The sequence below is a fragment of the Bradyrhizobium sp. P5_C12 genome (assembly GCF_054049735.1).
On sequence record NZ_JBFULU010000016.1, the window covers coordinates 21,675 to 41,138 of the forward strand.

A 19,464-nucleotide genomic window follows, 5' to 3' on the forward strand; every position below is an offset into this window, starting at 1 on the left:
GGCGGTGGTTCGTCGTCAGGTTACGTGAGCGTCAAAATCACTCGGACGTAAAATCACTTGGACCAAATCACTTGGACGCGGTCTTGGTGTCCATGTTCACGACCTGGACGCGGCGGTTGATCGGGTCGGCGCCGTTGGCGGTGTCCTTCAGCTTGGACTTGCCATAGCCGACGGTGACGAGATCGGTGCCGTTGAGGCCGTAGTTCTGGACCAGATACTTCTTGATGGTGTCGGCGCGCCGCTCGGAGAGCCCCTGATTGTACTCCTCGCCGCCGATCGCATCGGTGTGGCCGGCGACCACGAAGGTCGAGCCCTTGAGCGACGGATCGGACAGCGCCTTGCCGAGCGCCTGCACCGAGGGCACCGAGGTCTTGGCGATGTCGGCCGAGTTGTAATCGAACTGGATCTCCAGATCGATCTTCGGCTTGGTCGCTGCGAGTTCGGCGATCTGCTCGCGCTCGCCGGTCGAGAGCGATCGGGTCGAGCGGTTGCGCACGGTGTTCAGGAAGGTCGATTCCTTGGCCTGCACCGCCGGATCGGCCTGCGGACCTGCGGAGAGGCCGCGGGTCACCGGCTTCGGCTTCAACGCGTCCAGAATCTGGTCGGCGGAGAAGTTGTTGTCGCCGGCCAGCGCCAGGCCCGCCGACATCGAAAGAACGGCCGAGAGAGCAATCGCCTTCAGTCCAAAAAACTTATCAAAACGGGTCATTGTCGTATCCTCGCTGTTACGCCTGATGGCGATTTGATGCTGCGAGCGTAGGGCAGGTTCAAATGCCCTGACGTGATGCGGATCACATTCGGCATTGGCCGAAATTCCATTCGCATCCTAGCGCCGAAGCTGATCGACATCCATGGCACCCAGCCAGCGGCAATGGCCCGGTGCAGCACAAGGCCTGCGTCAGGAAGCCACGCTGTCGCATTCAGTCCTCGAAAGCCGCGTGCAAATCCTGCCCGTGTTTTCGCGATCGTTTCCCGCGATTCTCTGGACTCGCGGCCCATGCGGGTACAATCTTCGGCATTGCTCGTCACCAGCCGTTGTTGCCTCTTGCGACTGCCGCCTGAAAAGTAGCCGTCGCAGCGTCTCCCAGCTCGGTTCGAGCAGCAGAAATCCCCGAGTGATCCAGATCACAGTGCGTCGTTGTGAACTGGGTCAGATTGCTCTCATCGGATCGGCTCGGGCTGATCCGAGAGCAGCGAGGAAGTTTGGATCAGGGGAGAATGGTCATGCGCTTCTTAATCGCAGCAATTTCAATCGCAGTATTTCTCGTCAGCGGCAGCGCCGCTTTCGCCGACAAGCGCGTCGCCTTCGTGGTCGGCAACTCCGCCTACAAGAATGTCCCGCAGCTCCCCAACCCCGCGATCGATTCCAAAGCGATGGCCAGGGTGCTGCGCAATGTCGGTTTCGATGTCGTCGAGGGCTCCAACCTCACCCGCGATGCCATGACCGCAAAGCTTTTGGAGTTTGGCAAGAAGAGCGAAGCCGCCGATGTCGCCGTGTTCTTCTATGCCGGCCATGGCATCGCGGTGAACGGCACCAACTATCTGCTGCCTGTCGATGCCGATCTCAAATCCGAGATGGACGTCAAGCTGGGTGCCGCCATCAATGTCGACCTCACGCTCGATCAGACCATGTCGGACGCGAAGGTGAAGCTCGTATTCCTGGACGCCTGCCGTGATAACCCGTTCGCGGCAAAGATCCGATCGGCCAAGGCGACGCGCTCCGTCAATGTGCAGACTGGCCTCGCCGAGATGAAGTCGGGCGAGGGCACGCTGATTGCTTTTGCCACCGGTCCCGGCCAGACCGCGCTCGACGGCGAGGCCGGCACCAACAGCCCGTTCACCCGCGCGCTCCTCGCCAACATCGCCCAGCCCGGCATCGAGATCCAGCAGGCGATGACCAAGGTCCGTGCCCAGGTCAATGACGAGACCAACAAGGCGCAGCTGCCCTGGGGCCACACCAATCTCACCGGCAACGTCTATCTCAATCCGGCTGGCGCGTCGGCTGCGGCCACGATCGATCCGTCCAACGCGCCGGTGTCGGCCGCGACCAAGCAAGGCTCCGACATCGAGCTCGAGTTCTGGCGCTCGATCAGGGACACCAACAAGGTCGAGGAGCTCAACGCCTACCTGACCAATTATCCGAACGGCACCTTCAAGTCGCTGGCGCTCGCCCGCATCGCCGTGATCCAGGACGGTCCCTCCACGACGACGCGCAACCTCACCGCTGGCGTCGATCCCGCAACCTTCACCGAAGCGGCCGATCAGATCTCCGAAGACCAGATCGGGCTGGACAAGAACCTGCGCCGCGACGTGCAGCGCCGTCTCACCGGCCTCGGCTTCGACATCAAGGCGACCGGGAAGTTCGACGACGAGACCCGCACGGTGATCAAGCGCTGGCAGGCCGCGCGCGGCTATCCGGCAACCGGCTACCTCAACAAGCTCCAGCACAAGGCGTTGCAGTCCGAGATCGTCTCGACCCGCGTCGCCGGGTCCGACGATTCCGGTGACGAGCCGGCGCGTCGCCGGTCCTCCGGTGGTGGCGGCCGGCGTTATCATGGTAGTGGCGGCGGCGGTGGCGGTGGCGGTGGCATGGGCGGCCCCGGCGGTCTGCTCGGCGGCATGATGGGCGGATTGTTCGGTCGCCGCTGAGAGGCAAAAGGCGACGGGGCGGCCCAAACCGGGCCGCCTTTCCCCTGTTGGAAATCTGCGTACATCGATCGTCGCAAAGCCGTCGCCGCATGGCCCGCCTGCGAACAAGAATTTGGCCAGATGCGCGCCTAGCCAAAGCCTTCATCCGACAACCCCGGATCAGAGGAGCAGAGTTCCATCCAGTGCCGAGGCCAGGTGACTACCAGCTCTATCGCAGTGGCCCGCCGGATCGGACAGTGTCCCTGAGCTCAATGGCTATCTACATCGGCGCGGCGATGATCGCGGTGGCGATCCTGCTGTCGACGCTGATCACGGGCCTGACCTCCCGCTATGTCGGGCTCGAAGGTCCGACCGACGAGAACATGTGGCTGGTCGACCGCCTCACCGGCAGCGTCTATCGCTGCCAGGCGGAGGGACGGGGCAGGGCCCTGTGCGAGCCGGATATCGCGACAGGCAGCGTCGGGAACCGGTCCAAAGCGCCGAAGGATGGCCACTGAGCCGCTTCGCTTTCGCATCGCAGCAAGAAGACTGTCTTCTCCACGAAACGTCTGCGCCAGAGACTACGTAATTGCGAAGGCCGGCATGACGCCGGTTTCGTTTTACGGAGGAGACTTTTCTATGAAGATCTTGCTCACGACCGCAGCTTTTGTCGCGTTCACTCTTTCGTTGTCCCCCGCCTCCGCCGCCATGATGGCGTGCACCGGCGAGAACATGATGAAATCGACGGCCACGATGATGGGCACCGCCGACACGCCGGCCAAGATGGCGGCGAACAAGGAAATGGCCATGGCCAATACCGACATGAGCAACGGCAAGATGAAAAGCGCCTGCATGCATTACATGATGAAGTAGGCCTCGGCCTCCTCAACCGGCTGCGCTGTCAGCAGATGGCAGCGCGGCTTTTTCATATGCCCGCTTCCTTGCCTTCGGCTTTTTCTTGGCGCGAATCTCGCTACATTGCATTCCGCAATRCCCCGCGCACCGAAACCTCTTCCGCTCTCGACGACGCAAGCCCGGCAGATCTGGCTGCATGCCCAGCGGCTGGACGTGCGTGCGCCGTTCGGAGAGGGCGCGCAGGCCGTTGCCGAGGCGGTCGCCCATCTCGGCTATGTGCAGATCGACACCATCAACGTGATCGAGCGCTGCCACCACCACATCCTGTTCAGCCGCATCCCGTCCTATCGCCGCGCCGACCTGCGCCACGCCCAGAGCGTCGACAGAAGCGTGTTCGAATACTGGACTCATGCACTGTCCTACGTGCCGGCGAACGACTTCCGCTTCTTCCTGCCGGCGATGCGCGAGCACCGCCGCGAGGGACACAAATGGCATGCCTCGGTGACGCCGGCCGACACGCGCAAGGTGATGCGGCTGCTTCGTGCCGGTCCGCTGACGATCCGCGACATCGAGGACGACGTCCTCACCGAGAAGGAGCATCTCTGGCAGAGCCGCAAGCCGTCGAAGCGGGCGTTGCAGCTCGCCTTCTATACCGGCGTCGCGACCGTCAGCGCGCGCCAGGGCATGCTCAAGACCTATGAGCTGATGACGCGGCATTTCGGCTGGGACAAGCTGCCGAAGCCGGCCTCGGCAAAGGACATCACGGCCTATCTGCTCGATCGCGCGTTGCGGTCGCAGGGCGTGGTGAGCCTTGATTCGGTCTGCCATCTCGACGCGCCGAGCAAGAAGGCGGTCGCAGGCCTGATCGCCACGCACGTCCGCCGCGGCGAGCTCGTGCCCGTGACGATCGACGGCGCCGGCAAGCAGGAGCATTGGGTGCCGCCCGCGGCGCTGGAGCCGGGCGAGGTGCCGCCGGATCTCGTCCACATCCTGTCGCCGTTCGATCCCCTGATCATCCAGCGCAAGCGCACCAGCCTCATCTTCGGCTACAACCATCTGTTCGAAGCCTATGTGCCGAAGGCCAAGCGCAAGCTCGGCTACTTCGCGCTGCCGGTGCTGGTCGGCGACGAGATCGTCGCCGCGCTCGACCTCAAGACCGATCGGCAGGACAAGAAGCTGCTGATGCAGAAATGGACCTGGGTCGGGCAGGGCAAGAAGACGGCGGCGCGCAAGGAGCTCAATCAGAAGATCGAGGAGGAGCTCGATCGCTTCGAACGGTTTCAACTCGCGGAGTGAGCGTGTTCATCGCCTGTCTACGGCGTATCCTTGAGCTCGTGCGAGCCGGATGGCGCGCTTCCCGGACCGGACAGCACATGCGCGTAGCGGTCCAGCACCTCGTCGGCCGAATAGCCGGAGCGCTGCGCGAACTCCTCCCGCAACCCCAGTCGCGCCGAGGCTTTCAATCGCTCCGTCGTGGCGGTCGTCATCAGGGGATCGAAGCCCAATTCCCGCAGGCCCGCCGCCACCCCATCCATTTCCACGGCGCGGCGCTCGGCATGCAGCACGTCGGAGCGAACGCACATGTCCAGGAATTTGCTGAACGTGGTGGCATCCATCGACGCGCAAAGCCCGCGCATGGTCTCAGGGCGCACGCCGGCGAGGGTCGCGGCGGTCAGCGCCTCGACCAGCAGCGCCTCCATGCCTTTCGTCACCACGCTGCGCAGCATCTTCACGGCCGCCGCCGTACCGGCTTCGGGGCCTGCCACCTCGATGCGGAAGCCGAGCGGCCTGAATATGTCGGCGAAGCGCTCGGCGCCGCTGCCTGACGTATAGAGCGGGACCGCGGCGCCATAGAGGTCGACCGACCCCATCAGGTTCGCGTCCGCGAACACGCCGCCGCGTGCCTCCACGGCTGCGGCGACACGCTTCTTCGTCCGCGGAGTCGCGGCGTTGATGTCCACCACGAGGCAGCCGGGACGCACGATCCTGGATATGGCCTCGCCGGTCTCGGCTGCGACGGCAACGACGACGGCGGAAAAGATCACGTCCGCCTCCGCCAGATCGTCCAGCCGCTCGACAAGCGTGACGCCGCATCCGGCCGCCACCGTGCGAAAGGCCTGTGAGTAGGGCGGTGCGTTCGTCTTGCCCTGACAGAACGCGGCGATCGGCGCGCCGGTCTGAGCCGCCAGATGCGATGCGAAGCACCGCGCGGCCTCACCAAACCCAACGAAGGCGATCTTGGGCTGCGCCATGGCTGAGATGTCTCCGGATCCATCCGATGGAGAGGATGAGGTCTCCTCGTGCGGCCTTCGCCGCTGCCGCCATTCTGCCAAGTCCGGCACCGGAGTCAATGAACCGGTTCATCGTAAGAAGATTTTTTCTAGCAGGTGACCAATTTTTCGGCACTTTAGGTCGGAAAAGATTGTCAGAAGGCAATGAACCGGTTCATATTGCAGCATGTCGATACAGATGCGCCGATCGCAAACCGTCAAGGTCAGGGACGTGGCCCGGGAGGCCGGCGTCGCCGTCGGCACGGTGTCCCGCGTGCTCAATGATCATCCCACGGTGACCCGAGAGCTGCGCGTGCGCGTCGAAAAGGCCATGGCTGATCTCGGCTATGAGGTCGACGTCACGGCGCAGAGCATGCGCGCGGGGCGGTCGCGGCTCGTGGCCTGCGCCATTCGCGATTTCGACATCCCGCGCTTTGCGCTGTTCATCAAGGAGGCCGAGGCGGTGCTGCGCGAGGCCGGATATACCCTGCTCCTGGCGAGCACGACCAACCGCCCGGACGTCGAGGTCTCGCTGTTGCGCGCCTTCCGCAGACGCCGGGTGGACGGCGTGATGATGACGCTGAGTGATGAGGAGCACCGGGACGTGCGCATGGCGCTGTCGGAGGCTCCGATGCCAGTCCTGCTCATCGACCGAGACAGCATCGAAGCGCTCGATCGCGTCACGGCCGATCATCGTCACGGTGCGCGCCTTGCGACGAGCCATCTGCTCGGCCTCGGGCACCGGCGGATCGCGATGCTCGTCGGCGATATCAAGGCGTTTCCGTCGCGAAGCCGCCTGGAGGGATTTCGTGAGGCGTATTCGGCCGCAGCAATCACGCCGGATCCGAGGCTGTTGCAAGACAATGTGCTCTCGGGCGAAGACGCCTACCGGGCCACCACCTCGCTCATGAGCCTTAAGGATCGCCCGACCGCTCTCTTCGTCGCTGCGATGGACACGCTCGGCGGCTGCCTGCGAGCGCTGCGGACAATGGGCATTGCCGTCGGGGAGGGGATTTCGGTGGTGGCCGGCAGCGATTCCGACCTGGCCGAATTGCACGCGCCGTCCATCACGGCGATCGAGTGGGATCTCGCGGCCATGGGCCGCCACGCCGCGACCATGCTGCTGGAACGGATGCGGGGCGACGAGATCGAGCGCGGCCGTGGTCTCACCGTGCGGACGGAGCTGATCATTCGGGAGTCGAGCCGGCCTGTTGCGAGTTGAACGGCGCTACCGGATGAGGAATCTTGCGACGCGGCTGTCGAGCCAGATGCCGGCCACGATGCCGATGAGGTAGGCCACCAAATTCCACAGCGAGAAGATCCGCCCCAATAGCAGCGCGCCTGCGGTGGTCAGCCGGAACGCGTCGAGCCAGGGTGTGTGCACGAGCCGCGAAAACTCGACCACGACCGCAATCGCCACCGCAATGGCTGCGATCTGCATCCGCGACAGGCGTGGCCGCAAAACCCCGACCAGCAGGAACACCATGGTCGCCCACAACAGCGAGCCACCATACTTCACGACGAAGGCGGGAAGGCCGAGCGGAAAGCCGTACCAGCGCAAGGAGAGCCCGCAGATGATCACCGCGAGGGCGAGGGCGGCGCGAATCAGGGATGTTCGCAACGGCGCAACTGGTTTGTCCGGTTGCGCTCCGYGCATTGCTCGTTCCATTGACTCTTTGCTTGTGATGCTCAAAACCGCTCCTCAGTCCATAAAAGCAACAACCCCGGGGGAAGCCATGAGCCAGACCACGACCTATGCCGGTGCCGCCGGCGCAGCCAAGAGCGCGATCGAGACCTCGACCATCCGCGCCATCTCCTGGCGCCTGATTCCGTTCCTGGTGCTGGCCTACTTCTTCTCCTATCTCGACCGCGTCAATCTCGGCTTCGCCGCGCTGACCATGAACGCGGAGCTGAAGTTCACGCCGCTGATCTTCTCCTGGGGCGCCGGCATCTTCTTCATCGGCTATTTCATCTTCGAGGTGCCGAGCAACCTCGCGCTGGAAAAGTTCGGCGCCAGCCGCTGGATCGCCCGCATCATGGTGACCTGGGGCATTATCTCGGCGCTGATGGCGACGGTGTCCGGCGAATGGAGTTTTTACATCCTGCGCTTCCTGCTTGGCGTCGCCGAGGCCGGCTTCTTCCCCGGCATCATCCTCTATCTCACCTATTGGTATCCGGCCGAATATCGTGCCCGCTTCCTCGCTGCGTTCGCAGTCGCGGTGCCGGTCTCGACCGTGATCGGCGCGCCGGTCTCGGGCCTGTTGCTCGGGCTTGACGGCGTGATGGGCCTGAAGGGCTGGCAGTGGCTGTTCATCATCGAGGGCATTCCCTCGGTGCTGCTCGGCATCGTCACCTGGTTCTATCTCACCGACAGGCCGGAGAAGGCGGACTGGCTTTCGGCCGAGCAGAAGGCGTGGCTCAAGACGAGGCTCGATGCCGAGATTGCCGCCAAGCAGGCGGTGAAGCACCTCACGCTCGGCGAAGCACTGTCGTCGCCGAAGGTGATCATGCTGAGCCTGGTCTATTTCGGCTTCGTCGGCGCGCTCTACGGCATGCAGTTCTGGCTGCCCCAGATCGTCAAGGCGTTCGGCCTCACCAACGCCCAGACCGGCTTCGTCACCGCGATCCCGTATCTGTTCGGCACCATCGCCATGATCCTGTGGGCGCGGCATTCCGATGCCACGCGCGAGCGCGTGATGCATGTTGGCGCGCCGCTGCTGCTCACCGCCGTCGCGCTCGGCGTCTCCAGCTATCTCACCGATCCCACCATGACGATGGTGGTGCTGACGGTCGCCGCGATCGGTGTGTTCTGCTGTTTTGGTGTGTTCTGGACCCTGCCGACCGCCTGGCTCTCCGGCACCGCGGCCGCCGGCGCCATCGCGCTGATCAACTCGATCGGCAATCTCGCCGGCTTCGGTGGCCCGTATTTGATCGGCTGGGTCAAGGAAGCCACGGGCCAGACCTCGACGGGATTGCTGGTGCTCGCGGTGCTGCCCCTGATCGCCGGCATCCTGGTCTTCATCGGCGGCCACGACAGCAAGCACGAGTTCGCCGAACAGGGGCGCTGAGGCCAACAGCCTGTCATCTTGGGCTCGTTAGGCTCGCGCAAGCGCATAGCCGGCTCTCGACGGTGCAATTAACCCTCGACAGATTCGAGCAGAATTCCTATGTTCCCAAGCACTAAACGCTAACGGCGCCTCAGGGGTGAACCCGAGGCGCCGCCGCCCTGATACCCGGTTTTGGAGACCGGGGAGGTTTAGCAGGTGTTCTAGAACACCTACCAATGGGTCCTGGGTGCCTCCAGGGCCCAATTCTTTTTTGCCCTAAGGCAAATCGTAGAATCCGTCCGAGACCTGTTTGACCTTGCCGGAACGGACCAAGTTTATAATTGTTGCGTGAAGAGACCGACCGTCCACGACGAGGCCTTGGCTCTCGGCGAAGTTCCTAAGCCCATCCTTGTTCATTCTGCCGCGCGCCAGGCTTTCGAGGATGAAGGTTGAGAGCGTTTCAGACGCTCCCGTTGTTTCGGGTTCGCGCGAGCCGAAGCGGCTCTCTTCTTGATCGAGCAGCTTTGTGAGCATCAGCACTTCGTCATCGAGTGCCTTCATCTGCTTCTGATACTCGTCGCGTTTCGCGGCGGCCGAGATCATCCGCGCCTTTAAATCTTGGCGGATGTCGCGATAGGCGGGCTCGCGCAATTTGATCGTCATACTTCAGTTTAAAGCATGGCCGCGTTCCAACTGCAAGGCGCGACTGAGAGACGACTGAGAAAAACTGAAGAATCACGGGAACAAGTGAGAATATATTAGAACATAAAGTGTACATTCACTGTTTGTTCTTAGGGCGGGCGGCTTACCACCCCTTAATGATCACAGATTCCTGATGACTGACGAATATTGACTTTTAACAGTGATTAGTCGACATTCCTCCCAACGCAGCCGCTGGAGTGTCCTCCGATGTTCGTCCGGTCGATTTTATCGAGCTATTCCAAGCTCTTGGCAGGTGTGTCGCTGGCCCTGATGGCCGCGGCGCTGGCCGGATGCAATGACACGGTTGCCCAGAAAGCCGAGCCGCCGCGGCCGGTTCTGGTGGCGACCGCCCATTATGATGCCGAGACGCCGGAGCGCAGTTTTGTCGGCACGGTCCGGCCCCGGATCGAGAGCGATCTCGGTTTCCGCGTCGCCGGCAAGGTCGCCAAACGCCTGGTCGAGGTCGGCCAGACCGTCGAGATCGGCCAGCCGCTTGCGACCCTCGATGAGATCGACCTGAAGCTCCAGGCCGAGCAGTCCGTGGCCGAGCAGACCGCCGCCACCGGCGTGCTGGCCCAGGCCGCCGCTGCCGAGCAGCGCGCCAAGGATCTGAAGGCCAAGGGCTGGACCACCGATGCGCAGATGGATTCGAGCCGCGCCGCCGCCGACGAGGCCCGCGCGCGCCTGAACCGGGCCGAGCGCTCGGTCGGGCTGACCAAGAACTCCCTTTCCTACGCGACGCTCAACGCCGACGCCCGTGGCGTCGTCACCGCAACGCTGATCGAGCCCGGCCAGGTGGTCGCCGCGGGCCAGGCTTCGATCCGTGTCGCCCGCTTTGCCGAGAAGGAAGCGGTCGTCGCGATCCCTGAGACGCTGGTCGGACGTGCCAAGTCGGGCGCCGCCAGCGTCACCCTTTGGTCGGAGCCCAACAAGAAGTACGCCGCGAAGCTGCGCGAGATCGCGCCCACCGCGGATACCGCCACGCGCACCTATCTCGCAAAGTTCTCGTTGCCGGAGGCCGACGACAAGGTCTCGCTCGGCATGACCGCGACGCTGACGCTGTCGGACGCGGCAACCGAGCGCGTCGCGCGGCTGCCGCTCTCGGCGCTGTTCAACGAAGGCGGCAAGCCGTCCTTCTACGTCGTCGACGACAACGGCGCGGTCACGCTGAAGCCGGTCGTGGTGAAGTCCTACGAGAGCAACGACGTCGTCATCACCAGCGGCGTGGAAGAAGGCGCCAAGATCGTTGCGCTTGGCGTGCAGAAGCTCGATCCGAGCCAGAAGGTGCGGATCGTCTCGTCACTGTCTTTCTAGTTTCGGTCATTCCGGGGCGCCCCGAAGGGCGAACCCGGAATCCCGAGATTCCGGGTCTGGTCCTTCGGACCATCCCGGAATGACACGAGAAGTAAGTTTCGTCGTGTGAGGTGAGTTTCGGCCGTCGCGCAAATGCGAAGGCTGAAGCGGCGAAGCGATCCAGAATCTGCCCAGCCCCCTGGATTGCTTCGCTGCCTCGCGACGACGGATTTAACAGAGTGGCTGTCGTTTTTGGCAATTGGATCGTCTTGCGGAGAGAGCGATGAAGCGCTTCAACCTTTCGGCCTGGGCCGTCAGCCATCCGACGCTGGTCCTGTTCCTGATGCTCGTGCTCGGCGTCGCAGGCTTCTTCTCCTATCAGAAGCTCGGCCGCGCCGAGGATCCGTTCTTCACGGTGAAGGTGGTCAACGTCTCCGTGATCTGGCCGGGCGCGACCGCGCAGGAGATGCAGACCCAGGTCGCCGATCCCATCGAGAAGAAGCTCCAGGAGCTGCCCTATTTCGAGAAGGTGCAGACCTATTCCAAGCCCGCCTTCACCGCGCTCCAGGTCACCTTCCGCGATTCCACGCCGCCGAAGGACGTGCCCTATCTCTTCTATCTCCTGCGCAAGAAGCTGGTCGACGTGCAGGGCCAGCTGCCCTCCGGCATTCTGGGGCCCGTCGTCAACGACGAATTCTCCGACGTCGATTCCATCCTCTACATGATGACCGGCGACGGCGCCGACTATGCCCAGCTCAAGAAGGTCTCGGAAGGATTCCGTCAGCGCCTTCTGAAGGTGCCCGGCGTGACCAAGGTCGACGTCTACGGCAATCAGGACGAGCGCATCTTCGTCGAATTCTCCCACGCCAAGCTCGCCACCCTCGGCATCACGCCGCAGGCGCTGTTCGACTCGCTCGCCAAGCAGAACAACGTGACCCCGGCCGGCACCGTCGAGACCTCGTCGCAGCGCGTGCCGCTGCGCGTCACCGGCGCGCTTGACGGCGCCAAGGCGGTGGCCGAGACCCCGGTCGAGAGCAACGGCCGCGTCTTCCGGCTCGGCGACATCGCCACCGTCACCCACGGCTATGTCGATCCGCCGAGCTTCGTCGTCCGCCAGGAAGGCAAGCCCGCCATCGGCATCGGCGTCGTCACTGCCAAGGGCGCCAACATCCTCGATCTCGGCAAGGAGGTCGAGAAGGCCACCGCCGAATTCATGAAGGCGGTGCCGCAGGGCGTCGACGTCCGGCTCATCGCCGACCAGCCCAAGGTGGTCGAGCACGCCGTCGGCGAGTTCGTGCACTCCTTCATGGAAGCCCTCGTCATCGTGCTGTTCGTGTCGTTCCTGGCGCTCGGCTGGCGCACCGGCATCGTGGTCGCGCTGTCCGTGCCGCTGGTGCTCGGCATCGTCTTCATCGTCATGAACACGATGTCGCTCGACCTGCACCGCATCACGCTCGGCGCGCTGATCATCGCGCTCGGCCTGCTCGTCGACGACGCCATCATCGCGGTCGAGATGATGGTGGTGAAGATGGAGCAGGGCTGGGACCGTTTCCGCGCGGCCTCCTTTGCCTGGGAATCCACCGCGTTTCCGATGCTCACGGGAACGCTGGTCACGGCCGCTGGCTTCCTCCCCATCGGCTTTGCCAATTCCGCGGTCGGCGAATATGCCGGCAGCATCTTCTGGATCGTGGCGATCGCACTGGTCGCCTCCTGGTTCGTGGCGGTGATCTTCACGCCCTATATCGGCGTCATGCTGCTGCCCAACATCAAGGTGCATCACAATCACGATCCGCATGCGGTCTACGAGACCCGCATGTACCGCGGCCTGCGTGCCATCGTGCAGTGGTGCGTCAACCACCGCATCACCGTCGTGGTCGCGACCGTCGGCGTCTTCATCGCTTCCATCGTCGGCTTCGGTCACGTCCAGCAGCAGTTCTTCCCGCTGTCGGAGCGGCCCGAGCTGTTCCTCCAGCTCCGCTTGCCTGAGGGCACCGCCTTCAACGTCACCGAAAAGGCGGTGAAGACGGCCGAGACGCTGCTGAAGGACGACAAGGACATCGAGACCTACACGGCCTATGTCGGCCAGGGTTCGCCGCGCTTCTGGCTGGGCCTCAATCCGCAGCTTCCGAACGAGGCCTTCGCCGAGATCGTCATCGTCGCCAAGGGCGTCGAGGCACGCGAGCGCATCAAGGCGAAGATCGAGGGCGCGGCCGCCGACGGCATGCTGAGCGAGGCGCGCGTCCGCGTCGATCGCTTCAATTTCGGTCCGCCGGTCGGCTTCCCGGTCCAGTTCCGCGTGATCGGGCCCGACGCCAACAAGGTGCGCGAGATCGCCTATCAGGTCCGCGACGTCATGCGGCAGAACAAGAGCGTCAAGGACGTCCAGCTCGACTGGAACGAGCAGTCGCCCTACCTGAAGCTCGTCGTCGACCAGGATCGCGCCCGTGCCATGGGCCTGACCCCGCAGGACGTCTCGCAGGCGCTTGCCATGCTGATCTCCGGCGCGCAGGTCACGACCATACGCGACGGCATCGAGAAGGTCGGCGTGGTCGCACGCGCTGTCTCGTCCGAACGTCTCGACCTCGGCGGCGTCGGCGATCTGACCATCATCTCGCGCAACGGCGTTGCCGTGCCGCTCCAGCAGATCGCAAAGATCGAATATGCCCACGAGGAGCCGATCATGTGGCGGCGCAACCGCGACATGGCGATCACCGTGCGCTCCGACGTGGTCGACGGCGTGCAGGCCCCCGACGTCACCAGCCAGATCACGCCGAAGCTCCAGGCCATCAAGGACTATCTCGAGCCGGCCTACCGCATCGAGGCGGGCGGGGCGTTCGAGGAATCCGCCAAGGGCAATGCCTCGATCTTCATCCTATTCCCGGTGATGGTCATGGTGATGCTGACGCTGTTGATGATCCAGCTCCAGAGCTTCTCGCGCCTGATCCTGGTGTTCCTGACCGCGCCGCTCGGCATCGTCGGCGCCTCCTTCGGGCTCAACGTCGCCAATGCCCCGTTCGGCTTCGTGGCGCTGCTCGGCCTGATCGCGCTCGCCGGCATGATCATGCGCAACGCGGTCATCCTGGTCGACCAGATCGAGACCGACGTTTCCCACGGCTTGACCCGCCGTGAGGCGATCGTGGAGGCCACCGTCCGCCGTGCCCGTCCGGTGGTGCTGACGGCGCTCGCCGCCATTCTCGCCATGATCCCGCTGTCGCGCTCGGCATTCTGGGGCCCGATGGCGATCACGATCATGGGAGGCTTGTTCGTTGCGACCTTCCTCACGCTCCTGTACCTGCCGGGCCTCTATGCCCTGTGGTTCCGCAAGAGCCTGGACGAGGCAGGCACCCCCGAGCAGCCTGCCGCGCCGCAGCATGGGAGCGATGACCAGCACGCAATTCCGCTTGCTGAAGCGGCTGAATAAATGAGAAGACTACTGGCTAACGAGTCCTGATTGATGGCCCTGATTTCGGAACATATCGAAGGCGACACCCGGGATCGTATCCTCGAGGTGGCCGAGCGGCTGTTCCGCCAGATCGGCTATCAGAAGACCACGGTCGGGGACATCGCCAAGGAGCTCAGGATGAGCCCCGCCAACGTGTATCGCTTCTTCGAATCGAAGAAGGCGATCCACCAGGCGGTGGCCCGTTCGCTGATGGGCGAGGTCGAGCTGGAGGCGCAGCGGATCGTGGCGAGGCCCGGTCCGGTGCTGGAGCGCTTCCGTGAGTTGCTCACCACCATCCATCGCATGAACACCGAGCGCTATGTCGGCGACAACAAGCTGCACGAGATGGTCGAGATCGCGATGCAGGAGGACTGGGACGTCTGCGTCGCCCATATGGAGTGTATTGCCGGGGTTATCGGCCAGATGGTCGCGCAGGGTGCCGCCTCCGGCGAGTTCGAGGCGCCGGACCTGGAGCTGTCCGCGATGTGCGCCTGCACCGCGATGATGCGCTTCTTCCACCCCCAGATGATCGCCCAGTGCGCCACCAAGCCGGGCCCGACCATCGACCAGATGATCGATTTCGTCATTGCGGGCCTGTCGCCGCGCCACTGACGGGCGGGGAAATCTCTCCTATAAGCAAGCTGACGTAGCCCGGATGGAGCGAAGCGCAATCCGGGATGGTTCAGCGTTGCGCTGGCGGCCCCGGATTACGCTTCGCTCCATCCGGGCTACCAGGATCAGGAAAGACCCGCGGTGACCGACAAAGACCTGTACTTCTACGAGCCCTCCAAGGGCCACGGCCTCAAGCACGATCCGTTCAACGCCATCATCGCGCCGCGGCCGATCGGCTGGATCTCCTCGCGCGATACCAACGGCCACGTCAATCTCGCGCCCTACAGCTTCTTCAACGCGTTTTGCTACGTGCCGCCGATCATCGGCTTCTCCTCCACCAACTGGAAGGACACGGTCGAGAACATGCAACAGACCGGGGAGTTCGTCTGGAATCTGGCGACGATGGACCTCGCCAAGCACATGAACGCGACCGCCGCCCATGTCGCCCCCGAGGTCGATGAGTTCAAGATCGCCGGCCTGACCGCCGTGCCGGGCAAGCTCGTCAACGTGCCGCGCGTCGGTGAAAGCCCGGTCGCCTTCGAGTRCAAGGTCTCCGACATCGTCCGCCTCAAGGGCGCCGACGGCAAGGAGGCCGACGCCTGGCTGACATTGGGCGAAGTCGTCGCCGTCCATATCGACAAGGCCATGATCAAGGACGGCGTCTACCAGACCGCCGCCGCCCACCCGATCGTCCGCGCCGGCCGCCGCGGCGACTATTTCGAGATCAAGCCGGAAAACATGTTCGAGATGGTCCGCCCGGACTAGGCCCCGCCTTCTCCCCACCGTCATTCCGGGGCGCGCCGTCAGGCGCGAACCCGGAATCCATTCATCTTCCGACGCTGCCGCGCGATGGATTCCGGGCTCACGCTTCGCGTGCCCTGGAATGACTGCGTCGAAGTACCCGCGCACCTCCCCGGAACTGCCCCCACGCCCCGGCCGTTATGGCTCCCGGGGCGGCCGCCCGGCCGCGTCAATTCGCTTCTTTTTGCTCGCGAAGTGTTCACTTGCCCCGGCCACTTTCCGCTAAAATGCCGATAACCGCGCCGATGCATGAGGTCAGCCATGAGCTTCCGCCGCGACACCCTGACAAAACCGATCTTCTCCTGGGCGCGCGGCGTGTTGCCGGCGATGTCCGGCACCGAGCGCGAGGCGCTGGAGGCCGGTGACGTCTGGTGGGATGCCGATCTCTTCACCGGCAATCCGGACTGGTYGAAATTGCTCAAGGTGCCGCAGGCGACACTGACCGACGAGGAACAGGCTTTCCTCCATGGCCCGGTCGACGAGCTCTGCGCCATGCTCGACGAGTGGAAGATCTTCTGGGAATGGCGCGACCTGCCGCACGACGTCTGGCACTTCATCAAGCGCGAAAAATTCTTCGGCATGATCATTCCGAAGGAGTTTGGCGGCCTCGGCTTCTCGCCCTACGCGCATTCGGAAGTGGTGCGCAAGATCTCGACCCGCTCGATCGCGGCCGCCGTCACCGTGATGGTGCCGAACTCGCTTGGGCCCGGCGAGCTGTTGATGCGCTTCGGCACCAGGGAGCAGCAGGAGCGCTGGCTGCCGCGGCTGGCCGACGGCCGCGACATTCCCTGCTTCGGCCTGACCAGCCCGGAGGCCGGCTCCGATGCCGCCGCGATGGTCGACGCCGGCATCATCTGCAAGGGTGATTTCGAAGGCCGCGAGGTGTTAGGCCTCAGGCTGAACTGGCACAAGCGCTACATCACGCTCGGTCCCGTTGCGACGCTGCTGGGCCTTGCCTTCAAGGCCTACGATCCCGATCATCTCGTGGGCGATCAGGAGGAGCTCGGTATCAGCGTGGCGCTGATCCCGACCAACCTTCCCGGCGTCGAGATCGGCAAACGCCACCTGCCGTCGATGCAGGTGTTTCAGAACGGCCCGAACTGGGGCCGCGACGTCTTCATTCCGCTCGACTATGTCATCGGCGGCGAAGCACGGCTGGGGCAGGGCTGGAAGATGCTGATGACGGCGCTCGCCGCCGGCCGCGGCATCTCGCTGCCGTCGCTCTCGGCGGCGGGTGCGGCCTATGCCGCGCGCACCACCGGCGCCTATGCCCGGATCCGCGAGCAGTTCGGCATCTCCATCTCGAAATTCGAAGGCGTCGAGGAGCCGCTCGCCCGGATCGTCGCCACCGCCTATCAGCTCGACGCGGCGCGCCGGCTGACCTGTGCCGCACTGAACGCCGGCATCCATCCTGCCGTGATCTCCGGCATCATGAAGCTGCACGCGACCGAGCGGATGCGAACCGCGGTCGACGACGCCATGGACATCCATGGCGGCAAGGCCGTGATCGACGGGCCGCAAAACTATCTCGGCAATCTGCACCGCGCCGTGCCAGTCGGCATCACCGTCGAAGGCGCCAACATCCTGACCCGCAATCTCATCGTGTTCGGGCAGGGTGCCATCCGCGCCCATCCCTATCTGCTCGACGAGATGAACGCGCTCGCCGACACCGATCGCGAGCGAGGGCTGACGGCGTTCGACAAATCGTTCTGGAAGCACGTCGCCCACAGCTATAACACCCTGCTGCGCGCCTTCGGCCGGAGTTGGAGCTTTGGCGCCTTCGCACCGGCGCCCGATGCGGGCGCGGCGACGCCATTCTATCGCCAGCTCTCGCGCTATTCGGCCGCCTTCGCGCTCTGCGCCGACATGGCGCTGCTGACGCTCGGCGGCGCGCTCAAGCGCAAGGAGATGCTGTCGGCGCGCTTCGGCGACATCCTCTCCGAGCTCTATCTGCTCTCGGCCGCTCTGAAGCGCTGGCAGGACGAGGGCCGGCAGAAGGAGGACTTTGCCGCGCTCGAATGGTGCATGGCGAGCGGCTTCCGGACCATCGAGAACCGGCTTGCGGAGATCCTCGCCAATCTGCCCAACCGCTTCGTCGCCGGCCTCCTCAAGCTCGTGGTCCAGCCCTTCGGCGCGCGCGTGCTCGGCCCAAGCGACCGCGTCGTGCATCAGTGTGCGCAGCTCGTGCTTGAGCCGTCGGCCGCGCGCGACCGCCTCACGCCCGATCTTGCTTATGTCGAGGACGACGGCGGCTTTGCCCGGCTGGAGCACGCGTTCAAGCTGGTGGCAGGCACCGACGCGATCGCCAAGCGGATGCGCGCCGCGCATATCGGCAATTGGAAGGACGCCGTGGCCAAGGGCGTGATCACGCAGGCCGAAGGCGAGCAGCTCGCCGCTGCTCATGAAGCAGTCACAAAAGTGATCGAGGTCGACGATTTTGCGCCGGAGGCGCTGTCGCCGATTTACAAGAAAACCGGAGATGTGCATCAGTTCTTCCAGGAACTCGGTGAACAGAGGGCGGCGAGCTGATGGCACGACCGGTTTTCATCGTCGACGGCAGCCGGACGCCGTTTCTGAAGGCGCGCTCGGGGCCCGGGCCGTTCACGCCGGTCGATCTTGCCGTGCAATGCGGCCGGCCGCTGCTGGCGCGCCAGCCGTTTGCGCCCACCGCCTTCGATCAGGTCATCCTCGGCTGCGTCAACGTGATCGCCGACGAAATGAATCCGGCCCGCGTCGCAGCGCTCAGGCTCGGCATGGGCGAGGACATGGTCGCCTTCACCGTGCAGATCAATTGCGGCTCCGGCATGCAGTCGATCGACACCGGCTACCGCTATATCCGGGAAGGTCATGCCGACATGATCCTGGCCGGCGGCACCGAGGCGCTCAGCCACGCGCCGCTGGTCTGGCCGAATTCCGGCGTGCGCTGGTTCGCCGGCCTTGCCACCGCCAAGGGCATCGCCGCGAAGGCCGCCGCGGCCTTCAAATTGCGACCGCGCTATCTCAAGCCGATCATCGGCCTCGAGCGCGGCCTGACCGATCCCGTCACGGATTTGAACATGGGCCAGACCGCCGAGGTCGTCGGCCATCTCTTCGGCATCACCCGCGCGCAGTCCGACGCTTACGCCGCCGAGAGCCATCGCCGGCTCGCGCATGCGCAAGGCGCGGGTTTTCTCAAGGGCGAGGTCGAGACCGCGTTCTCCCGCGACGGAAAATTCTTCGACCATGATGACGGCGTGCGGCCGGACTCGTCTTCCGAGACGCTGGCAAAATTGAAGCCTGTGTTCGAGCGCCCCTGGGGCCAGGTCACCGCCGGCAATTCCTCGCAGATCACCGACGGTGCCTCCTGGGTGATCCTGGCCTCCGACCAGGCGGTCGCAAAACACAAGCTGACGCCGAAGGCCGTCATCGTCGACAGCAACTGGGCCGCGCTTGATCCGAGCATCATGGGGCTTGGTCCGGTGATGTCGGCGACGCCGCTGCTGACGCGCAACAACCTCACCATCGGGGACGTCGAGACCTGGGAGCTGAACGAAGCGTTTGCCACGCAGGTGCTCGGCTGCCTCGCAGCCTGGAACGATGAAAAGTTCTGCCGCGAGATCCTGAAGCTCGATGGCGCGGCCGGCGAAATCGATCGTGACAGGCTCAACGTCGACGGCGGCGCGATCTCGCTCGGCCATCCCGTCGGCACCTCCGGCAACCGCATCGTGCTGCATCTCGTCAACGCGATGAAGCGGCTCGGCACGCGGCGCGGAATTGCCACCGAATGCATCGGCGGCGGGCTCGGCGGCGCCATGCTGATCGAGGCGGTGTGACC

General features: G+C 64.3%; 16 protein-coding genes. 12 read left to right on the forward strand and 4 right to left on the reverse strand.

The annotated features are described in order from the left end of the window. Window positions 1–67: 67 nt before the first annotated feature. A complete protein-coding gene (locus ACXJMY_RS16490; protein ID WP_456620389.1) occupies window positions 68–709 on the reverse strand; it encodes an OmpA family protein in 642 nt (213 codons plus the stop codon). 515 nt (window positions 710–1,224) lie between these two features. On the opposite strand from ACXJMY_RS16490, the gene ACXJMY_RS16495 reads away from it, so the two are divergent. The 4 genes from ACXJMY_RS16495 (at window position 1,225) to ACXJMY_RS16510 (ending at window position 4,779) form a co-directional block, all read left to right on the forward strand. Beyond that, on the forward strand, window positions 1,225–2,649 hold the full coding sequence (locus ACXJMY_RS16495; RefSeq protein WP_456620390.1) for a caspase family protein: 1,425 nt from the start codon (window positions 1,225–1,227) through the stop codon (window positions 2,647–2,649). Window positions 2,650–2,900: 251 nt separating this feature from the next. Continuing rightward, a complete protein-coding gene (locus ACXJMY_RS16500) occupies window positions 2,901–3,146 on the forward strand; it encodes a hypothetical protein (RefSeq protein ID WP_456620391.1) in 246 nt (81 codons plus the stop codon). A gap of 121 nt (window positions 3,147–3,267) precedes the next feature. Next, entirely contained in the window at window positions 3,268–3,501 is a 234-nt protein-coding gene (locus ACXJMY_RS16505; protein ID WP_456620392.1) for a hypothetical protein, read from the forward strand. Between the two features lie 117 nt (window positions 3,502–3,618). Continuing rightward, window positions 3,619–4,779, forward strand: coding sequence for a winged helix-turn-helix domain-containing protein (locus ACXJMY_RS16510; RefSeq protein WP_456620493.1), 1,161 nt, complete (start codon window positions 3,619–3,621; stop codon window positions 4,777–4,779). 17 nt (window positions 4,780–4,796) lie between these two features. Here the strand turns inward: ACXJMY_RS16510 and ACXJMY_RS16515 are convergent, their stop codons facing one another. Beyond that, window positions 4,797–5,735, reverse strand: coding sequence for a DUF1932 domain-containing protein (locus ACXJMY_RS16515; RefSeq protein WP_456620393.1), 939 nt, complete (start codon window positions 5,733–5,735; stop codon window positions 4,797–4,799). Window positions 5,736–5,940: 205 nt separating this feature from the next. Here ACXJMY_RS16515 and ACXJMY_RS16520 point away from each other — a divergent pair, with 205 nt between their 5' ends. After that, window positions 5,941–6,975, forward strand: coding sequence for a LacI family DNA-binding transcriptional regulator (locus tag ACXJMY_RS16520; RefSeq protein WP_456620394.1), 1,035 nt, complete (start codon window positions 5,941–5,943; stop codon window positions 6,973–6,975). 6 nt (window positions 6,976–6,981) lie between these two features. On the opposite strand, the gene ACXJMY_RS16525 is transcribed toward ACXJMY_RS16520, so the two are convergent. Next, window positions 6,982–7,410: a ribosomal maturation YjgA family protein gene (locus ACXJMY_RS16525; RefSeq protein ID WP_456620395.1), complete on the reverse strand. Its 429-nt coding sequence runs from the start codon at window positions 7,408–7,410 to the stop codon at window positions 6,982–6,984. Between the two features lie 79 nt (window positions 7,411–7,489). On the opposite strand from ACXJMY_RS16525, the gene ACXJMY_RS16530 reads away from it, so the two are divergent. Then, complete coding sequence (locus ACXJMY_RS16530; RefSeq protein WP_456620396.1) at window positions 7,490–8,821, forward strand: MFS transporter; 1,332 nt, start codon at window positions 7,490–7,492, stop codon at window positions 8,819–8,821. A 255-nt stretch (window positions 8,822–9,076) separates the two neighbouring features. Here the strand turns inward: ACXJMY_RS16530 and ACXJMY_RS16535 are convergent, their stop codons facing one another. Beyond that, the gene (locus tag ACXJMY_RS16535; protein ID WP_456620397.1) at window positions 9,077–9,463 is read right to left on the reverse strand and encodes a hypothetical protein; all 387 of its coding nucleotides are present in this window, start codon (window positions 9,461–9,463) and stop codon (window positions 9,077–9,079) included. Between the two features lie 246 nt (window positions 9,464–9,709). Between ACXJMY_RS16535 and ACXJMY_RS16540 the strand changes: the two genes are divergently transcribed. The 6 genes from ACXJMY_RS16540 (at window position 9,710) to ACXJMY_RS16565 (ending at window position 19,462) form a co-directional block, all read left to right on the forward strand. Continuing rightward, a complete protein-coding gene (locus tag ACXJMY_RS16540) occupies window positions 9,710–10,816 on the forward strand; it encodes an efflux RND transporter periplasmic adaptor subunit (RefSeq protein ID WP_456620398.1) in 1,107 nt (368 codons plus the stop codon). Between the two features lie 262 nt (window positions 10,817–11,078). Continuing rightward, complete coding sequence (locus ACXJMY_RS16545) at window positions 11,079–14,216, forward strand: efflux RND transporter permease subunit (RefSeq protein ID WP_456620399.1); 3,138 nt, start codon at window positions 11,079–11,081, stop codon at window positions 14,214–14,216. A gap of 33 nt (window positions 14,217–14,249) precedes the next feature. Continuing rightward, a complete protein-coding gene (locus ACXJMY_RS16550) occupies window positions 14,250–14,849 on the forward strand; it encodes a TetR/AcrR family transcriptional regulator (RefSeq protein WP_456620400.1) in 600 nt (199 codons plus the stop codon). Between the two features lie 141 nt (window positions 14,850–14,990). Then, window positions 14,991–15,614, forward strand: a complete 624-nt coding sequence (locus ACXJMY_RS16555) for a flavin reductase family protein (RefSeq protein ID WP_456620401.1) — start codon at window positions 14,991–14,993, stop codon at window positions 15,612–15,614. A gap of 297 nt (window positions 15,615–15,911) precedes the next feature. Beyond that, window positions 15,912–18,179, forward strand: a complete 2,268-nt coding sequence (locus ACXJMY_RS16560) for an acyl-CoA dehydrogenase (protein WP_456620402.1) — start codon at window positions 15,912–15,914, stop codon at window positions 18,177–18,179. After that, window positions 18,179–19,462 (forward strand): acetyl-CoA C-acetyltransferase, encoded by a 1,284-nt coding sequence (locus ACXJMY_RS16565; RefSeq protein WP_456620403.1) that lies wholly within the window; start codon window positions 18,179–18,181, stop codon window positions 19,460–19,462. Before ACXJMY_RS16560 ends, ACXJMY_RS16565 begins: the two co-directional genes overlap by 1 nt. The last annotated feature ends 2 nt before the right edge of the window (window positions 19,463–19,464 follow it).

Bases quoted from the DNA above. Each gene is read 5' to 3' on its own strand.
- ACXJMY_RS16490 (WP_456620389.1), bottom strand. From the start codon at position 709: ATGACCCGTTTTGATAAGTTTTTTGGACTGAAGGCGATTGCTCTCTCG.
- ACXJMY_RS16495 (WP_456620390.1), top strand. From the start codon at position 1,225: ATGCGCTTCTTAATCGCAGCAATTTCAATCGCAGTATTTCTCGTCAGC.
- ACXJMY_RS16500 (WP_456620391.1), top strand. From the start codon at position 2,901: ATGGCTATCTACATCGGCGCGGCGATGATCGCGGTGGCGATCCTGCTG.
- ACXJMY_RS16505 (WP_456620392.1), top strand. From the start codon at position 3,268: ATGAAGATCTTGCTCACGACCGCAGCTTTTGTCGCGTTCACTCTTTCG.
- ACXJMY_RS16515 (WP_456620393.1), bottom strand. From the start codon at position 5,735: ATGGCGCAGCCCAAGATCGCCTTCGTTGGGTTTGGTGAGGCCGCGCGG.
- ACXJMY_RS16520 (WP_456620394.1), top strand. From the start codon at position 5,941: ATGTCGATACAGATGCGCCGATCGCAAACCGTCAAGGTCAGGGACGTG.
- ACXJMY_RS16530 (WP_456620396.1), top strand. From the start codon at position 7,490: ATGAGCCAGACCACGACCTATGCCGGTGCCGCCGGCGCAGCCAAGAGC.
- ACXJMY_RS16535 (WP_456620397.1), bottom strand. From the start codon at position 9,463: ATGACGATCAAATTGCGCGAGCCCGCCTATCGCGACATCCGCCAAGAT.
- ACXJMY_RS16540 (WP_456620398.1), top strand. From the start codon at position 9,710: ATGTTCGTCCGGTCGATTTTATCGAGCTATTCCAAGCTCTTGGCAGGT.
- ACXJMY_RS16545 (WP_456620399.1), top strand. From the start codon at position 11,079: ATGAAGCGCTTCAACCTTTCGGCCTGGGCCGTCAGCCATCCGACGCTG.
- ACXJMY_RS16550 (WP_456620400.1), top strand. From the start codon at position 14,250: ATGGCCCTGATTTCGGAACATATCGAAGGCGACACCCGGGATCGTATC.
- ACXJMY_RS16565 (WP_456620403.1), top strand. From the start codon at position 18,179: ATGGCACGACCGGTTTTCATCGTCGACGGCAGCCGGACGCCGTTTCTG.